General features: G+C 64.3%; 13 protein-coding genes. 12 read left to right on the top strand and 1 reads right to left on the bottom strand.

Annotation, left to right across the window (positions count from 1 at the left end; genetic code table 11):
* Position 1 precedes the first annotated feature (1 nt).
* Positions 2–1,354: an FAD-dependent oxidoreductase gene (locus tag MTR64_RS15680; RefSeq protein ID WP_243995327.1), complete on the bottom strand. Its 1,353-nt coding sequence runs from the start codon at positions 1,352–1,354 to the stop codon at positions 2–4.
* Between the two features lie 287 nt (positions 1,355–1,641).
* Between MTR64_RS15680 and MTR64_RS15675 the strand changes: the two genes are divergently transcribed.
* The 12 genes from MTR64_RS15675 to MTR64_RS15620 all read left to right on the top strand — a co-directional run.
* Positions 1,642–2,241: an ANTAR domain-containing response regulator gene (locus MTR64_RS15675; protein ID WP_243995325.1), complete on the top strand. Its 600-nt coding sequence runs from the start codon at positions 1,642–1,644 to the stop codon at positions 2,239–2,241.
* Complete coding sequence (locus MTR64_RS15670) at positions 2,238–3,446, top strand: ABC transporter substrate-binding protein (protein ID WP_243995323.1); 1,209 nt, start codon at positions 2,238–2,240, stop codon at positions 3,444–3,446. The genes MTR64_RS15675 and MTR64_RS15670 overlap by 4 nt, the downstream gene beginning before the upstream one ends.
* A 223-nt stretch (positions 3,447–3,669) precedes the next feature.
* Positions 3,670–5,100: a CmpA/NrtA family ABC transporter substrate-binding protein gene (locus tag MTR64_RS15665; protein WP_243995321.1), complete on the top strand. Its 1,431-nt coding sequence runs from the start codon at positions 3,670–3,672 to the stop codon at positions 5,098–5,100.
* Positions 5,101–5,146: 46 nt separating this feature from the next.
* The gene (locus tag MTR64_RS15660) at positions 5,147–6,202 is read left to right on the top strand and encodes an ABC transporter permease (RefSeq protein ID WP_243995319.1); all 1,056 of its coding nucleotides are present in this window, start codon (positions 5,147–5,149) and stop codon (positions 6,200–6,202) included.
* 53 nt (positions 6,203–6,255) lie between these two features.
* Positions 6,256–7,953 (top strand): ABC transporter ATP-binding protein, encoded by a 1,698-nt coding sequence (locus MTR64_RS15655; RefSeq protein WP_243995317.1) that lies wholly within the window; start codon positions 6,256–6,258, stop codon positions 7,951–7,953.
* Positions 7,954–8,164: 211 nt separating this feature from the next.
* Positions 8,165–9,403 (top strand): alginate export family protein, encoded by a 1,239-nt coding sequence (locus MTR64_RS15650; RefSeq protein ID WP_243995315.1) that lies wholly within the window; start codon positions 8,165–8,167, stop codon positions 9,401–9,403.
* A gap of 29 nt (positions 9,404–9,432) precedes the next feature.
* A complete protein-coding gene (locus MTR64_RS15645; RefSeq protein WP_243995313.1) occupies positions 9,433–10,245 on the top strand; it encodes a formate/nitrite transporter family protein in 813 nt (270 codons plus the stop codon).
* Between the two features lie 75 nt (positions 10,246–10,320).
* Positions 10,321–12,102, top strand: a complete 1,782-nt coding sequence (locus tag MTR64_RS15640) for a bifunctional protein-serine/threonine kinase/phosphatase (protein WP_243995311.1) — start codon at positions 10,321–10,323, stop codon at positions 12,100–12,102.
* A complete protein-coding gene (cynS, locus tag MTR64_RS15635) occupies positions 12,099–12,542 on the top strand; it encodes a cyanase (protein ID WP_243995309.1) in 444 nt (147 codons plus the stop codon). The genes MTR64_RS15640 and cynS overlap by 4 nt, the downstream gene beginning before the upstream one ends.
* A gap of 278 nt (positions 12,543–12,820) precedes the next feature.
* Positions 12,821–15,310 (top strand): nitrite reductase large subunit NirB, encoded by a 2,490-nt coding sequence (gene nirB, locus MTR64_RS15630; protein WP_243995458.1) that lies wholly within the window; start codon positions 12,821–12,823, stop codon positions 15,308–15,310.
* Complete coding sequence (gene nirD, locus MTR64_RS15625; RefSeq protein ID WP_243995456.1) at positions 15,310–15,663, top strand: nitrite reductase small subunit NirD; 354 nt, start codon at positions 15,310–15,312, stop codon at positions 15,661–15,663. The genes nirB and nirD overlap by 1 nt, the downstream gene beginning before the upstream one ends.
* A gap of 5 nt (positions 15,664–15,668) precedes the next feature.
* Positions 15,669–16,914: molybdopterin-dependent oxidoreductase (locus MTR64_RS15620; protein ID WP_243995307.1), on the top strand; the 1,246-nt coding region annotated here is incomplete at its 3' end.

Below are 16,914 nucleotides of genomic sequence, written 5' to 3'. Positions count from 1 at the left end.
GTCACGTGCTCCTTCCGGAAACGGTGGCCAGATGGCGGGCTGCGTCGAGCTCTTCGGCGACACGGCGGATCACGCCGCTGGATGTGGGCAGGTATTCGAAACGGCCTTGCCGCCCCGCGAGAACGACTTCCGTCCGGCTGATCCGGTCCAGCACCTGTCGGACGTTGACGCCGGAACCGGGCGTGTAGAGGGGGTAGCAACCCTCCACGTGTTCGTGCCCTTCCAGCACGAGGTCCTCGGCCAGCCCGAGACCGGTCATGTGGCGCTGGAAATCGGTGAATGTTGCGCCGGGATCGTGGCGCCCGTCCTGCGGGATCGTGGCTTCGACGGCGAAGAAGTCCCGGCCCGTATCTGGCTCGGGGTAGATGCGCGAATAGATGGTGACGCGCTTCCACCAGCCGATGCGGTGAAAATTGTAGAGGACGTTGCCCAGCCGGGGGTCGAGCTTCGCCGCCGAAACGAACAGGGTCGTCATGTCCAGCGACACCAGACCGCTGCCGGTGCCGAACATCGCCTTGTGCAGGGTGTCGAGCGGGACCGTGCTTACCACCGCCTCTGCGGGGAAGGCTCCGGTGGTGGTGCATAGCAGGAAGAAGCGGTCCTTGCGCTGCAGCGTGAACAGCTCTTCTCCGAACCGGAATTCAACGCCGCGGGCAGCAAGGTGCGCAATGATGCGTTCGAAGAGTGGCGAGAAGCCTTCGCGCGGCCGGACACGAAGCGGCGGCCGCTTGCGGGTGCAGGCCGAAGTGGCGTGCGGCAGGCTGCGCATCGCCATTCGGGCAAGCCCGCCCGGCCGGGTGACCCGCGCCACATAGGCCATCCGGTGAAAGAAGAAGGATTCGTCGATCCCGTCGGGCGGGATGTGGTGGAAACGTGCGATGTAGGATGCCAGCCCGGTGCTGACGAAAAGGCGGCGGCCGAGCCTTTTGTGGCAGAGGGCATCGAGCGTGCCATCGCGACGGACCATCAGCCGGGCCCATGCCAGATCTGCCAGCGCGTGGACGAGGTCCGGCAGGGGCTGGTCCAGCAGCTCGCGCGGCTCGAACGGATAGTGCCGGACTGACCCGTCTGGCGCGATGCGGCGCTGGACCCGCGTAACCCCGGGACACAGGCCCCGCAGCCCCGGCGCCAGACCGAACAGCCCTGCATTCTCTTCATAGAAGATCGATCCAGCATCGAAGGTGTAGGGACCGATATGGCGGGCCTGATGCATTCCGCCTGCGTGAGGGCGACGTTCAAGCACCAGCACTCGCAGGCCCGCACGGCTGAGCCGGTCTGCCGCCGCCAGTCCGGCGATTCCGCCGCCCAGCACCACGACGAGGCCATCCGGCCGGGATGGCGCAGGGTCACGCATGCGCGGGACGCGGCCGTATTTCCGGCTCCTTCGGGCATTCGCGTCGTGCGCACTCGTGACGGCGGTCTGGTGTGCAGTGCAAGATGGTGCTCCGGGAGTTTCCGCATGTCCCATGGCCCTGCCGGTTCGGGCGTGGCGCCGGGTGTCATCCCGGGGGTAATCTGCGGAGGTGCGCGCCGGTTATCGCAACTGGACCCGTTTCGGATTCAACACGGCGGGGTCCTATCGCAGGGGCAGAGCCCGGGCCCTCTTGCCACGGTGGCTGCTGCACTGCACAAGGAGGGCCTATGCGCATTGCCATTATCGACGACAGCGCCGCACGCGCCTCCATCCTGCAGGAGGGGATTGCCGCGCTCGATGATTGCGAATTGTTCGTCATCACCGAAAGGCGCGGCCTGCTGGCGCGCATCGGCGAAATTAACCCCGATATCGTGCTAATGAACCTCGGTAACCCATCGCGCGACGTGCTCGAGGAGTACTTTGCTGTCAGCCGGGCGTTGCAGCGGCCGATCGCGATGTTCGTGGACGAATCGGACGACGAATCAATCGTGGCTTCGGTCGAGGCGGGGGTGTCGTCCTATGTCGTGGACGGGCTGGCGGCGGGCCGCATCCGGCCGATCCTCGATCTGGCGGTGACCCGGTTCAACGCTTTCTCGCGGCTGCAGCAGGATCTTGCCGAAGCCAAGGGCAAGCTGGCTGAGCGCGAAACTATCGACAAGGCCAAGCGCATCCTGATGGACAGCAGGGGCCTGCCCGAACCGAAGGCCTATGCGGAATTGCGCAAGGCTGCGATGAACCAGGGCAAACGTATCGTCGATATCGCAGAGGCCATTGTAACGGCCCACAATCTCATGGGATCAGGAAATCTGGGGGTTCCGTCGAAGTGAGTACCGAACTGACAATCGGCTTCCTGCCTCTGGTCGACGCCTGCCTGCCGATCCTGGCGCACGAGCACGGCTTTGCCGAAGAGGCCGGGGTGTCGCTGCAGCTGGTCAAGGACATGAGCTGGGCGACGGTGCTCGACCGGCTGCTCTATGGCCACAGCGATGCCGCGCATCTGGTGGCGCCGCTGGCGATCGCCGCGACGCTGGGCCGGGGGCGGCCAGCCCAGCCACTTTCGGTACCTTTCGTGCTGGGGCTCAATGGCAACGCCATTACGTTGAGCCCCGAGCTGGCGAGGCAAGTCCGGCCCGAGGGCGGCATGGGTACACCGGCCGCTGTCGGCGCTGCGCTCAAGGTGATTGCGGACGAGCGTGCCAAGGCGGGCCGTCCGCTCACTTTCGGCGTCGTCCACCGCTATTCCAGCCACAATTACATGCTGCGGTACTGGCTGGCAGCTTGCGGCATCCGGCCCGACCATGATGTTGATATTTCTACAGTTCCGCCGCCGTTCTGCGCCGATGCGCTGAAGCAGGGCGAAGTCGACGGAATCTGTGTGGGTGAGCCCTGGAACAGCGTTGCGGTGGAGCAAGGGGCGGGCGAGATCGTGCTCTCCACGGCGCAGATCTGGCGGCGGGGCGTGGAGAAGGTTCTGGCCCTGCGCGAGCCGGTTCTGGAGGAAAAGCGCGAGGGCGTCCTGCGGTTGATACGGGCCTTGTGCAAGGCAGGTGCGCATTTCGTCGATCCGGCGAATTGGGAACTCAACGCCGGTATTCTGGCACGGCCGGAATATCTCGATGGCTCGGCCGAACTGATCCGCCGCGCGATTGCCGACCAGTTGCTGATCGCACGCGATGGACCGATGGTTCATTACCCCGATTTCATGTTCCAGCACCGGGAGGCAGCGAACTTCCCGTGGGTCAGCCAGGCGGAGTGGCTCTACAGCCAGATGGTGCGCTGGGATGGCACGCCCTTCGATGCAGAAGAGTGCCGGAAAGCGGCCCGCGTGTTCCGTCCGGACGTGTACCGCAGTGCACTCCTGGGCACAGGAGCACCGCTTCCGGGGGCCAGTTCGAAAGTTGAAGGAAGTCTGGCATCGACTACGGTCGTGGGGACGCAACAGGGCTCCATGACATTGGAAAAGAATGTATTTTTTGATGGCATGGTGTTCGATCCGAACGACGTGGAAGGGTATATTTCGCGCCTGCCGTGATGGCTGTTTGCTGCTGCGCTGCAAAAAGGGGCTTTACGCGAACAGGGCGAATCGCTTAAACAACGTGTGACGCAGCACGGTTGCCTCCCAAGGTCGGGAGCATTTCAGAACCGGTCTGTGGCTTTCAACAATCAGTGGCAACGCAGCCGCCCGATGTAGTCCCAAGGGGACGTGCGTCAGGGCGGTTTTTCGCGTTTGCCGTTTGGACGTGGGGTTGGTTTCGATGAGCATGGATCGGGGGTTCGGTTTCACACGTCGCGCGGCAGTCGTTGCGCTGATGGCGAGCGTTGCGCTGGCGGGTTGCGGCAGCAAGAGCGAGGCGCCGTCGGGCGAGGCCGTTAAGGCTGCGGTTGCCGGGGGCGCGGCTGAAAAGCCGGTCCTCAAGCTCGGCTTCATCAAGCTCACCGACATGGCTCCGCTCGCCATTGCCAAGGAAAAGGGTTTCTTCGCCGAAGAGGGCCTCAACGTCACGCTCGAGCCGCAGGCGAACTGGAAGGTCCTGCTCGATGGTGTGATCGGCGGTCAGCTTGATGGCGCCCACATGCTCGCCGGTCAGCCGATCGCGGCGACGCTCGGCATCGGCACCCAGGCCGACCTGATCGCCCCGCTCAGCCTCGATCTCAATGGCAACGCCATCACCGTGTCGAACAAGGTTTGGGCGCAGATGGAGCCGACGCTGCCCAAGGGGCCGGACGGCAAGCCCGCGCACCCGATCTCGGCCTCGGCGCTCAAGCCGATCGTCGATAGCTACAAGAAGCAGGGCAAGCCCTTCAACATGGGCATGGTCTTCCCGGTTTCAACGCACAACTACGAACTGCGCTACTGGCTCGCCGCCGGCGGCCTGAACCCTGGCTTCTACCTGCCCGGCGACATCAAGGGCACCACCGGCGCCGACGTCCAGCTTTCGGTCACCCCGCCGCCGCAGATGCCCGCCACGCTTGAGGCCGGGACCATCGAGGGCTACTGCGTGGGAGAACCGTGGAACCAGGCTGCCGTGCAGAAGAAGATCGGTGTGCCGGTCGTGACCGACGACGGCATCTGGCACGACAACCCGGAAAAGGTCTTCGGTATCCGCAAGGACTTCGCCGAGAAGTACCCGAACACCACCGCCGCCATGCTGCGCGCGATCATCAAGGCCCAGCAGTGGCTTGACGCCGACGGCGGGAAGAACCGCGCCGAGGCGGTCAAGATCCTCAGCCAGCCGAACTACGTGGGCGCCGACGCGGACGTGATTGCCGCCTCGATGACCGGCAAGTTCACCTTCGCACCGGGCGACACCCGTCCGGCGCCGGGCTTCAACATCTTCTTCGACAAGAACGCGGGCTATCCGTTCTACTCCGACGCTATCTGGTACATGACCCAGATGCGCCGCTGGGGCCAGATCCCCGCCGATCATGACGATGCCTGGTACGTCGAGAAGGCCAAGGCCGTGTACCGCCCGGACCTCTACCTCGCCGCCGCCAACAAGCTGGTCGCGGACAAGGTGATCCCGGCCACCTCGGTGCCTGAAACCGACGGTTTCAAGCCGGTCGACAACGGCTTCCTCGATCACGTGCCCTACGACGGCCACAAGCCGAACGCTTACATCCAGTCGCTCAAGATCGGCCTCAAGCAGGGGCAAAAGGTTACCCCAGCCGGTGTGACCGGCGGCTGATTGCAGCAGTTCCTCTTGCCCAGATCCTTTCACAGGGAGAATTTCGATGGCAACCGCATTTGCAGACGTTGAAACGGTTCGCTCAGACGCAGCTCCGGTTCAGGACCAGACGGAGACCAAAGTGACGCAAACCAGTTCGCAGCCGGAACAGGGAGCCAAGGGCAGCGCCCCGGCAGCCTCCTCCTGGAACCTGCAGGCGGTTGTCTCGAAACACGGCAAGGCACTGCTCGCGCCGATCGCAGGCATTCTCGCATTTCTCGCACTCTGGGCGGTTCTTGCCCCGCAGGTGGACACCTCGCTCGGCGCTCTTCCGGGGCCGGTCGAGGTCGCCGAGCAAGGCGCCGCTCTCTACAACGAGTGGCAGGCGTCGAACGATGCCAAGGCAGAGTTCTATGCGGCGCAGGATGGGCGGATTGCCGCCGGGACGCAGGCGATCGCCTTCGATTACGCCGGGCCGCCAACCTTCCTTGATCAGGTCTTCACCTCGCTCAAGACGGTGGCGCTCGGCTTTGTGCTGGCCACGCTCTTCGCCGTGCCGATCGGTCTCGCTGCAGGTCTTTCGCCGGTGTTCAACGCAGCGATCAACCCCCTGGTGCAGATCATGAAGCCGGTCAGCCCGCTCGCCTGGCTGCCGATCGTCACCATGGTCGTCTCGGCCACCATCACCAGCGCCGATCCGATGCTGGCCAAGAGCTTCGTGATCTCGGCGATCGTGGTCATGCTCTGCTCGCTGTGGCCGACGCTGATCAACACTGCAGTGGGCACCGCCTCGATCGACAAGGACCTGTTGAACGTGGGCCGCGTGCTCAAGCTCGGCACCTTCCAGAAGTTGACCAAGCTCGTCCTGCCTTCGTCGCTGCCCTACATCTTCACCGGCATGCGCCTCTCGCTGGGCGTGGGCTGGATGGTGCTGATCGCGGCCGAAATGCTCGCGCAGAACCCGGGCCTCGGCAAGTTCGTGTGGGATGAATTCCAGAACGGCTCCAGCCAGTCGCTCGCCCGCATCATGTTCGCGGTCATCGTCATCGGCCTGATCGGCTTCCTGCTCGACCGGATCATGATGGGCGTCGAGAAGTTCGCCAGCCGCAACCGCCTCGCCTGATCCATCATCCGGCACTGACCTCTACTCGCACTACTCGACAAGGGAACACGACCATGGCCACGATCCTTTCGCTCAAGGGTGTCTCCAAGTCCTACACCGGACAGGCGGGCGGCGTGACGCAGGTGCTCGACGGTATCGACCTCGATGTAGAGGAAGGTGAATTCATCGCCATCCTCGGCTTTTCGGGGGCCGGAAAGACCACGCTGATTTCATCCATTGCGGGCCTGATCACGCCCGACGCCGGTGAAATCCTGCTGCACGGCAAGCAGATCACGGGGCCGGACAAGGACCGGGGTCTGGTGTTCCAGTCCTACTCGTTGTTCCCCTGGCTGACGGTGGAAAAGAACGTCGCACTGGCCGTCGATGCCGTCCACAAGGACCGCAGCAAGGAAGAGCGTGCGGCGCTGGTGAAGCAGAAGGTGGAACTGGTCGGCCTCGGCCATGCCATGGACCGCAAGCCCGCACAGCTTTCGGGCGGCATGCGCCAGCGCGTCTCGGTGGCTCGCGCCCTCGCGATGGAGCCGGAGATCCTGCTGCTGGACGAGCCGCTTTCGGCGCTTGACGCACTCACGCGCTCGAAGTTGCAGGACGAGATCGAACGCATCCGCAAGGAAGAGAAGCGCACGATCATCCTCGTCACCAATGACGTCGACGAAGCACTGCTGCTGGCCGACCGGGTGGCGATCCTGACACCTGCGCCTGCTGCGAGGATCGGCCAGATCTTCACCGTCGACGTGCCGCGCCCGCGCGACCGCGAGGCGGTGAACGACGACGCGCACTTCCAGTCACTGCGTAAGCAGATCGTTGGCTATCTCGGCATGCTCAACGAGCAGGGCTCGAGTGTGGGCGAAAGCAGTGTGGCGCTGCCCGAAGTCTCGCCGCTGGACCTGTTCGCGGCGAAGAAGGAAGCCGAACTGCCGAGCGCTTATCTGGAAGCGGGCAAGTCGGCGGTCGAGCGCCGCTATCTGGAATTCTACAAGCTCCACAAGGTCTATCCGACGCCCAAGGGACCGCTGACCGTTGTCGAGGACTTCAACCTCCTCATGGATAAGGGCGAATTCATCTCGCTGATCGGCCACTCGGGCTGCGGCAAGTCCACCGTTCTGACCATGGCGGCCGGGCTCAACGCGATCTCGGCGGGCGGCATCGTCCTCGACAACCGCGAGATCGACATTGCCGGGCCGGACAAGGCGGTGGTGTTCCAGGCACCGAGCCTGATGCCCTGGCTGACCGCGCGCCAGAACGTCGCGCTGGGCGTCGAGCGCGTCTATCCGCACGCCAGCAAGGCCGAGCGCCGCGATATCGTCGATTACTATCTCGACCGCGTCGGTCTCGCCGATGCCAAGGACAAGATGGCTGCGGAAATGTCGAACGGCATGCGCCAGCGCGTCGGCATTGCCCGCGCCTTTGCACTTAGCCCGCGCCTGCTCTTGCTCGACGAGCCATTCGGCATGCTCGACAGCCTGACCCGCTGGGACCTGCAGGACGTTCTGGTGGAAACCTGGAACCGCACCAAGGTCACTGCGATCATGGTCACGCACGACGTCGACGAGGCGATCCTGCTGGCCGACCGCGTGGTGATGATGACCAACGGTCCGAACGCCACCATTGGCAAGATTCTCAAGGTCGACCTGCCGCGCCCGCGTGACCGCAAGGCGCTGCTCGATGATCCGCAGTTCTACCATTACCGTCAGGAAGTGCTGCACTTCCTCGCCGAATACGACCACGGTCCGGCGGCCAAGGCCGCCTGACCAAAGAACAATGGCATCCCCCGGAAGGGGTGCCGCACTGCGCCTGCTCATGAGGGGCGGCGGACGGGCAAGGGCGCCCGCCGTGCAAGGCGCGACACCACGGGCCGGGAAGTGCCCGGGAGAGGACATAACCGGCGGGCAATGGCGTCTGCCTTCGATCCATTTTTGGAAGGGGTGCCCGGGGGTGGGTGCCCTTCGGAGGGCTACGCTTATGAAGACTGCACTTTCTCTCGCCGTACTCGCTGCCACCACTGCTTCGCTCGCGATTGCCGCACCGGCGGCTGCCAAGCCGGGTGATCCGATCAAGGTCAGCGACGATCTCACCATCGATCCGATCATCGAGGGCACCCTGCGCTGGGAGCATGTCGATCAGGACAACCTGAACCTCGATGCCGATGCCGTGACCATGCGCATGCGTGCCGGTGCCGAGGCAACCACGAACGGCCTCTCGCTGCTGGCCGAGGCGGAGGGCACGCTGGCGATCTCCGATCACTACAACGACACGATTGCGGGCAACAACGGCTATCTCGGCGCCGAGCCCTATTCGGTCGTGGCCGATCCGCAGAACGTGGAGCTGAACCGGCTCCAGCTGTCCTACAAGGGCAAGGCCGCCAAGGTCACCATCGGCCGCCAGCGGATCATCCTCGACGATGCGCGTTTTGTCGGCAATGTCGGCTGGCGCCAGAACGAGCAGACCTTCGACGCCATTCGTGGCGAGGCCAAGGTGGGCCCGGTTGCTCTCGATGCGACCTATTCGCTTTCGCAGCGCACGATTTTCGGCGTCGACAGTCCGAACTCGCACTTCGACGGCGACTTCATCCTCGTCAACGCTGGGATCGACGCAAAGCCGTTCAAGATCGTTGGTTTCGCATACCTGCTCGACTACGATGCCCGCATTGCCTTCTCCAGCCAGACCTATGGCGCGATGGTGATCGGCTCGGTGCCGCTGGCCGGCAAGACCAAGCTCGATGTGAAGCTGCGCTATGCCAACCAGCAGGACTACAAGCTCAACCCGACCCACTACTCGGCCGACTACTTCGGTGCGGAACTGGGCGTCTCGGTCGCCGGTTTCGGCGTCAAGGGCGGCTACGAAGTGCTGGGCAGCGATGACGGCGTAGCCGCATTCCAGACGCCGCTGGCGACGCTCCATGCCTTCAACGGCTGGGCGGACCTGTTCCTGACTACCCCGGCGGGTGGCCTCCGCGACTACTATGGTGGCCTGTCCGGGAAGTTCGGCAACGCCGGCCCGCTCAAGGGGCTGAACGCGGCCGTGCTCTATCACAAGTTCGAAAGCGACTTCACCGGCGCCGACTACGGGCAGGAGTGGGATGCCAGCCTCGGCTTTGCCGTCGCCGGTTATCCGGTGCTGCTCAAGTACGCCAACTACGACGCCAAGGGCTTCGGTTCCGACACCGAGAAGTTCTGGCTGCAGGTTTCCTTCAAGTACTGATCCTCGGGGCAAACAGGGAGTAATCGACCATGGCTTATCTCGCGCCATCGGAATTTGTAACGAAGCTCATCGACGCCGGTGAGTCCAAGATCATGATGTCCACCAAGGACACGCTCATTCGCGCCTTCATGGCGGGTGCCACACTGGCGCTGGCAGCAGCGTTTGCCGTCCAGATCAACGTCTCGACCGGCCAGCCGCTGGCAGGTGCCGTGCTGTTCCCGGTCGGCTTCTGCATGCTCTACCTGCTGGGCTACGATCTGCTGACGGGCGTCTTCGTGCTGTGTCCGCTTGCGGTGTGGGACAAGCGTCCGGGCTGCAACTGGAGCGGCGTCGGCCGCAACTGGGGCCTTGTGTTCCTCGGCAACTTCGGCGGCGCACTGACGACCGCCGTGCTCATGGCGATCTACTTCACCTATGGCTTCTCGACCGAGCCCAGCGAAGTGGGCGCGAAGCTGGCCGGCGTGGGCGTGGCCCGTACTCTGGGCTATGAGCAGTACGGCCTGGCCGGCTGGATGACGATCTTCGTGCGCGGTATGCTGTGCAACTGGATGGTCTCGACCGGTGTTGTCGGTGCGCAGATCTCGACTTCGGTGTCGGGCAAGGTGATCGCCATGTGGATGCCGATCATGCTGTTCTTCTACATGACCTTCGAGCACTCGATCGTGAACATGTTCCTGTTCCCGACCGCACTGATGATGGGCGGCGAGTTCACTGTCGGCGACTATTTCCTCTGGAACGAAATCCCGACGGTTCTGGGCAACCTTGTGGGCGGTCTGACTTTCACCGGTCTGATGCTCTATTCCACGCACGCGCGCACGTCGCCCAAGCGCGCCGTGAAGTGATTGCAACAGCCGATCCCCTTGGCTGAAATGACCGGAGGAGCTTCCCAGCAGCTCCTCCGGTTATATTCTCCCGCGATGCGCTCAGACCTGTCCGTCACGATCGGCCAGTATTCGACGGCCGGGACCAAGGAAGCCAATCAGGACTTCCACGGCGCGCTCGTGCCCGACGCGGACATGCTGGCGACGAAGGGGCTTGCCGTCGCGATTGCGGACGGCATCAGCACCAGCGCTCTGGGGGCTGCCGGGGCGGAGACCGCGGTGAAGAGCTTCCTCACCGATTACTTCGCGACGTCCGAGGCCTGGTCGGTGCCGACGAGTGCGCAGCGGGTGATCGCCGCCACCAATTCCTGGATGCACGCGCAGAATCTGGGCGGCCAGCGGCACTTGTCCGATGAGGCGCGCGAGAGGGGGATGGTCTGCACCTTGTCAGCATTGGTCCTGAAAGGGCGCAGCGCCTGGGTGTTCCATGTCGGCGATTCGCGCGTCGCGTGCATTTCCGGTGGCCGTCTGGAACCGCTGACCGAGCCGCACCGGCTCTATCTGGGCGGCGGCACCAGCTTTCTGGCGCGTGCGATGGGGACAGACCGGCATGTCGAGATCGATCACTTCCGCCTGCCGGTATCGGTGGGCGATGTCTTCGTTCTGACCACTGACGGTGTGCACGAAGTGCTGGACAATGCCGCGTTTGTTGCCGCCGTTTCGGAGTCCGATCTGGATATCGCCGCGCAGCATCTGTGCGAAGCCGCGCTGGCGGCCGGCAGCGACGATAACCTCACGGTCCAGCTCGTTCGCATCGATAGCCTGCCGCAGGGCGGGCTCGATGATATTGCCGGAGATGAGGCCGCTTTGCCGCCGGCGCCGCAGCTTACGCCGGGCAAGGACTTTGAAGGCTACGCGATCTGCCGCGAGCTTCATGCCGGGCATCGCAGTCACGTCTACCTCGCGCGCGACAGCGAAAGCGGCGAGCGGGTCGCGATCAAGGTTCCCTCGACCGGGCACGGCGCCGATCCGGCTGAATTGCGCAAGCTGATGCTGGAGGAATGGGTGGCGCGGCGGGTCAGTCATCCGCATGTGCTGAAGGCGCCTCCGGTCCGCGCCGCGCGGCGCCATGCCTATGCGGTGACGGCCTTTGTCGAAGGCATGACGCTGGAGGAATGGGTCCACCAGCGGCGCGAGACGGACTTTGCCGCGTTCCGATCGATCGTGAAGCAGATCGCCGCGGGCCTTCAGGCCTTGCACCGGCGCGAGATCGTGCACCGGGATTTGCGGCCTGCCAATGTCATCATCGATAGCGAGGGCACGGCGACGATCATCGATTTCGGCTCGGCGCAGGTGGCCGGGCTGGATGAGCTGGCGCAGCAGCCGGACGAGGCGATCTATGCCGGAACCATGCAGTTCACCGCGCCCGAAATCTGGCTGGGCCAGCCTGCCTCGCAAAGTTCCGATCTCTGGTCGCTGGGGGCGGTTGCCTACTACATGCTGACCGGGGACCTGCCCTTTGGCCCGCGCCTGTCCGCCGCGACGACGCGCGCGGCGCAGAACCGGCTGGCCTATATCCCGGCCAGCGAGCGCAACCCGGCCGTGCCGGACTGGATGGACGCGGCGCTGGCCCATGCCCTCGCGCTCGATCCGGCGAAACGGTACGGCGAGCTTTCCGAATTCGTCTATGACCTTTCCCATCCCAATCCGGCGCTGTTCAGGCCGGGGCAGCGGCCCTGGCTGGCGCGCCGCCCCGAGCGGGTGTGGCAGGCACTAAGCGCGCTTCTGGCGCTGGCGCTCGCCGTCTCGCTGCTGACGCGCGGGGAGGGCAGCCTTCCGAAATCCAGATCAGTCCAGACCGAGGAGACAACGCGATGATGACCAAGGCAGATGTGACGGTGATGATCCGCGCGAAGAAGCGCGAAGGAAAGGTGTCATGGGCGGCTATCGCCGAAGCGGCGGGGCTGAGCGAAGTCTTCGTGACCTCCGCCTGCCTCGGCATGAACAGCCTTTCGCCAGAAGCGGCAGGCAAGGTCGCCGATTTTCTGGGGTTGCCGTCCGAAGCGGCAATCGTCCTCAGCGAATATCCGACCAAGGATTTTTCGCGCACCGTGCCCACCGATCCGTGCATCTACCGCTGGTATGAAATTACCGGCGTGTTTGGCGAGGCGTTTAAGGAACTGGTGCAGGAAAAGTTTGGTGACGGCATCATGAGCGCCATCGATTTCGATATGGAAATCAACAAGATCGTGCACGAGAAGGGCGACCGGGTACAAGTGGTGATGAGCGGCAAGTTCCTGCCCTACAAGAGCTGGTAATTGCAGAGCCTCTCCATCCCGGACAGGGGTGGGGAGGCGCTGCGGCTGCACATCAAATTCTGCTGCACTGCAAAAACCGTCTTGCCCCCGGCAGGGCGAATCGGTTAGAGAGATCAACAGCGAGAGAGCGCCGTCCGCCGTTGGACGATTTCAGCGCCTCGCCTTCAAATTGACAGACGCGTGGCAACGAAGCCGCCCGTACCTCTTCCCAAGGGAACAGGCACGAGGCGGTTTTTTGTTGTGCGCGTTGCGAACGGAGACGTGACGTGAATGCACCGATGAACTTCGAGGAGGGCAGGCCCGCCGGACACGTCCGGGAGCGGCTCGTGGTGATCGGCAACGGCATGGCCGGCTGCCGTGCGGTGGAAGAGATCCTGGCCCGCGATCCGGGCCGGTTCGATGTCACCATCTTCGGCGCCGAGCCGCGCGTGAATTATAACCGCATCATGCTTTCGCCGGTTCTCGCCGGTGAGAAGACTTTCGACGAAATCGTCATCAACACCCAGGAATGGTACGATGACAACGGCATCACGCTGGTCTCGGGCGACAAGGTCGAGAGCATCGATCGCGAGCACAAGCGCGTCGTTGCCGCGTCGGGCCGCATCGAACCCTACGACAAGCTGTTGATCGCCACCGGCTCCGATCCCTTCATCATCCCGGTTCCGGGCAAGGATCTCGACGGCGTCGTGACCTTCCGCGACCTCGACGATGTCGACAAGATGCTGGCGGCAGCCGGGCAGGGCGGCAATGCCGTCGTTATCGGCGGCGGTCTGCTCGGCCTCGAAGCTGCGCATGGCCTCAACCTGCGCGGCATGGATGTCACCGTCATCCACCTGATGCCGACGCTGATGGAGCGCCAGCTCGACGAAGCGGCCGGCTGGCTGCTCAAGACCGAACTGGAACGCCGCGGCCAGACCATCCTGACCGGCGCCAACACCAAGGAAATCGTCGGCAAGGACGGCAAGGTGGCTGCGGTCCGTCTCGAAGACGGCACCGAAATTCCGGCCAGCATCGTCGTCATGGCGGTTGGCATCCGCCCCGCCACGGGGCTGGCCCGCGAAGCCGGGCTGGACGTTGAGCGCGGCATCATGGTCGATGACCACATGGTCACCTCGGACCCGTCGGTCCTCGCTGTCGGCGAATGCGTCCAGCATCGCGGCATGTGCTACGGCCTCGTTGCGCCGCTGTGGGACATGTGCCGGGCGCTGGCCGATCACGTCACCGAGAACCCGACCGGCTACGAAGGTTCGGTCACCTCGACCAAGCTCAAGGTCTCGGGCATCGACCTGTTCTCTGCCGGTGACTTCTCGGGCGGCGAGGGCTGCGAGGACATCGTCATGCGCGATGCCTCGCGCGGCGTGTACAAGCGCGTGATCGTCAAGGAAAACAAGGTGCTCGGCGCCGTGCTCTATGGCGATACCGCAGATGGCTCCTGGTATTTCGACCTGATGAAGAAGGGCGAGGATGTCTCGGACATCCGCGAAGCCCTGATCTTCGGTCAGGCCTTCGCTTCGGGGGGCGCGCTCGCGGACCCTAATGCCGCCGTTGCTGCCCTTTCGGACGACGCAGAAATCTGCGGCTGCAACGGCGTTTCCAAGGGGCAGGTCGTCTCGTGCATCAATGGCGGCGCGCATTCGCTCGACGCGGTGCGTTCCACCTGCAAGGCCTCGGCCTCGTGCGGGTCCTGCACCGGCCTCGTCGAGAGCCTGCTGGCGCTGACGCTGGGCGGCGAGGTCGAGAGCGGCCCCAAGACGATGTGCAAGTGCACCAGCTTCACCCACGGCGACGTGCGCAAGCTGATCGTCGAGAAGGAACTGCGCGAGATCCCGCAGATCATGCAGGAACTGCACTGGACCACGCCCGATGGCTGCGCCTCGTGCCGTCCCGCGCTCAACTACTACCTGCTCTGCGCCTGGCCGGGTGAGTACGAGGACGACCAGAAGAGCCGCTTCGTCAACGAGCGGATGCACGCCAACATCCAGAAGGACGGCACGTATTCGGTGGTCCCGCGCATGTGGGGCGGCCTGACCAATCCGAAGGAACTGCGCGCGATTGCCGACGTGGTCGAGAAATTCAACGCGCCGATGGTCAAGGTGACCGGCGGCCAGCGTCTCGACATCTTCGGGATCAAGAAGGAAGACCTGCCCGCCGTCTGGGCCGATCTCAATGCTGCCGGGATGGTCTCGGGCCATGCCTACGGCAAGTCGCTGCGCACGGTGAAGACCTGCGTCGGGTCCGAATGGTGCCGCTTCGGCACGCAGGATTCGACCGGGCTCGGCGTCCAGATCGAGCGCATGACCTGGGGCAGCTGGATGCCGCACAAGTTCAAGATCGCGGTCAGCGGCTGCCCGCGCAATTGCGCCGAAGCCACGATCAAGGACTTCGGCGTGGTCTGCGTGGACTCGGGCTACGAACTGCACATCGCCGGCAACGGCGGCATCAAGGTCCGCGCCACCGATCTGCTGTGCAAGGTGGAGACCGAGCAGGAAGCGATGGATATGTGCGCCGCTTTCATCCAGTTCTACCGCGAGGACGCCTGGTACCTTGAGCGTACCGCGCCCTGGGTGGAACGCGTCGGCCTGCAATACGTCAAGGACGCGCTGGCCGCAGAAGGCGCGGTTGAGCACTACGCCGCGCGCTTCCGCTATTCGCAGCAGTTCATGCAGGACGATCCGTGGGCGAAGCGCGCCGCGGGCGAGCACGAAAAGCTGCACCAGCACCTCGCCGAGGTCCGTCCTTTCCCCGGCGCCAAGATGGAGAACGCGTGATGATCGGCAACTGGCTCGATATCGGCCCGGTCACCCAGATCGAACCGGGCACCGCCCGCACCCTGCCGGTGGTCGGCGGGGAGGAAATCGCCGTCTTCCACACGATGCGGAACGAATTCTTCGCGATCGTCAACAAGTGCCCGCACAAGCAGGGCCCGCTCAGCCAGGGCATCGTCCATGGCGACGTGGTGACCTGCCCGCTGCACAACTGGAACATCTCGCTGCGCTCCGGAAAGGCGCTCGGCGACGACGAGGGCTGCGTGCCTACCATTCCGCTCAAGGTCGATGCCGGACGTATCTACCTTCTGCGTTCCGCCGTTATTGGCGGTGACGATCAGGCTGAGGCGGCCTGATCGTCATGGGGGCGATCCGCACAACCTGCGCTTATTGCGGCGTCGGCTGTGGCATTGCCGCCGAGGTTTCCGGTGGTGACGATCGGGGGGTCGTCATCACCGGGGATCGCGAACATCCGGCCAATCACGGGCGGTTGTGCTCGAAAGGCACGCATCTGGGCGAGACGGTAGGTCTCGAAGGCCGCCTGCTTGCACCGATGATCGGCGATCGCGATTCCTCGTGGGACGAGGCGCTCGATCTGGTCGCCACCCGCATGCGCGAATGCATTGCCGAGCATGGGCCGGACAGCGTCGCGCTCTACCTTTCCGGCCAACTGCTGACCGAAGATTACTACGCCGCGAACAAGCTGGCGAAAGGCTTCATCGGCACGGGCAACGTCGACACCAATTCGCGCCTGTGCATGGCGAGCGCCGTGGCTGCCTACAACCGTGCTTTCGGTGAGGATGTGGTCCCGTGCACCTACGAGGATCTCGATGCCACCGACCTCGTGCTGCTGGTCGGCTCGAACACCGCATGGTGCCACCCGGTCGTCTGGCAGCGGCTGGAAAAGACCCGCGAGCGGCGCGGTACGAAAATTGTTGTAATTGATCCGCGCCGGACCGAAACTGCCGAGCAGGCCGACCTGCACGTGCCGGTTGCGCCCGATGGCGACATTGCCCTTTTTAACGCGCTGCTTGCCGAGATGAGCCGGCGCGGACTGGTGGACGAGGAATACCTTGCCGCCCATGTGGAGGAGGATGCCGGGTTCTGGGACAGCCTGTCTGTCGAACCCGGCATCCCCGAGTCCGTCTTCAAGAAGCTCTGCGACCTCATTGCCGAAAATCCGCGCATGGTAACCCTGTTCAGCCAGGGTGCGAACCAGTCGGTCTGCGGCACCGACAAGGGCAATGCGATCACCAACTTCCACCTCGCGACAGGCCGGATCAACCGGATCGGCGCGGGGCCCTTCAGCATCACCGGCCAGCCCAATGCCATGGGTGGTCGCGAGGTGGGAGGACTGGCCAACATGCTCGCGTGCCACCTCGGCTTTTCCGCCGAGGAGCGCGCTGACGTGGCCATGTTCTGGAATGCCCCGAACATCTGCGCCGGGCCGGGCCTGAAGGCCGTGGACATGTTCCGCGCGGTCCACGATGGCCGGATCAAGTTCCTCTGGGTCATGGCTACCAATCCGGCGGTGTCTCTGCCCGACAGCCAGTTTGTGCGCGAGGCGCTTTCGCGGTGCCCGACCGTGGTCGTCTCGGACATCATCG

This window comes from Novosphingobium album (ex Hu et al. 2023), assembly GCF_022832385.1.
Taxonomy (GTDB): Bacteria; Pseudomonadota; Alphaproteobacteria; order Sphingomonadales; family Sphingomonadaceae; genus Novosphingobium; species Novosphingobium album.
The sequence above is the reverse complement of the archived record's forward strand: the minus strand, read 5'-3'. Positions and strand labels throughout refer to the sequence as shown.

Bases quoted from the DNA above. Each gene is read 5' to 3' on its own strand.
- MTR64_RS15680 (WP_243995327.1), bottom strand. From the start codon at position 1,354: ATGCGTGACCCTGCGCCATCCCGGCCGGATGGCCTCGTCGTGGTGCTG.
- MTR64_RS15675 (WP_243995325.1), top strand. From the start codon at position 1,642: ATGCGCATTGCCATTATCGACGACAGCGCCGCACGCGCCTCCATCCTG.
- MTR64_RS15665 (WP_243995321.1), top strand. From the start codon at position 3,670: ATGAGCATGGATCGGGGGTTCGGTTTCACACGTCGCGCGGCAGTCGTT.
- MTR64_RS15660 (WP_243995319.1), top strand. From the start codon at position 5,147: ATGGCAACCGCATTTGCAGACGTTGAAACGGTTCGCTCAGACGCAGCT.
- MTR64_RS15655 (WP_243995317.1), top strand. From the start codon at position 6,256: ATGGCCACGATCCTTTCGCTCAAGGGTGTCTCCAAGTCCTACACCGGA.
- MTR64_RS15650 (WP_243995315.1), top strand. From the start codon at position 8,165: ATGAAGACTGCACTTTCTCTCGCCGTACTCGCTGCCACCACTGCTTCG.
- MTR64_RS15645 (WP_243995313.1), top strand. From the start codon at position 9,433: ATGGCTTATCTCGCGCCATCGGAATTTGTAACGAAGCTCATCGACGCC.
- MTR64_RS15640 (WP_243995311.1), top strand. From the start codon at position 10,321: ATGCGCTCAGACCTGTCCGTCACGATCGGCCAGTATTCGACGGCCGGG.
- cynS (WP_243995309.1), top strand. From the start codon at position 12,099: ATGATGACCAAGGCAGATGTGACGGTGATGATCCGCGCGAAGAAGCGC.
- nirB (WP_243995458.1), top strand. From the start codon at position 12,821: ATGAACTTCGAGGAGGGCAGGCCCGCCGGACACGTCCGGGAGCGGCTC.
- nirD (WP_243995456.1), top strand. From the start codon at position 15,310: ATGATCGGCAACTGGCTCGATATCGGCCCGGTCACCCAGATCGAACCG.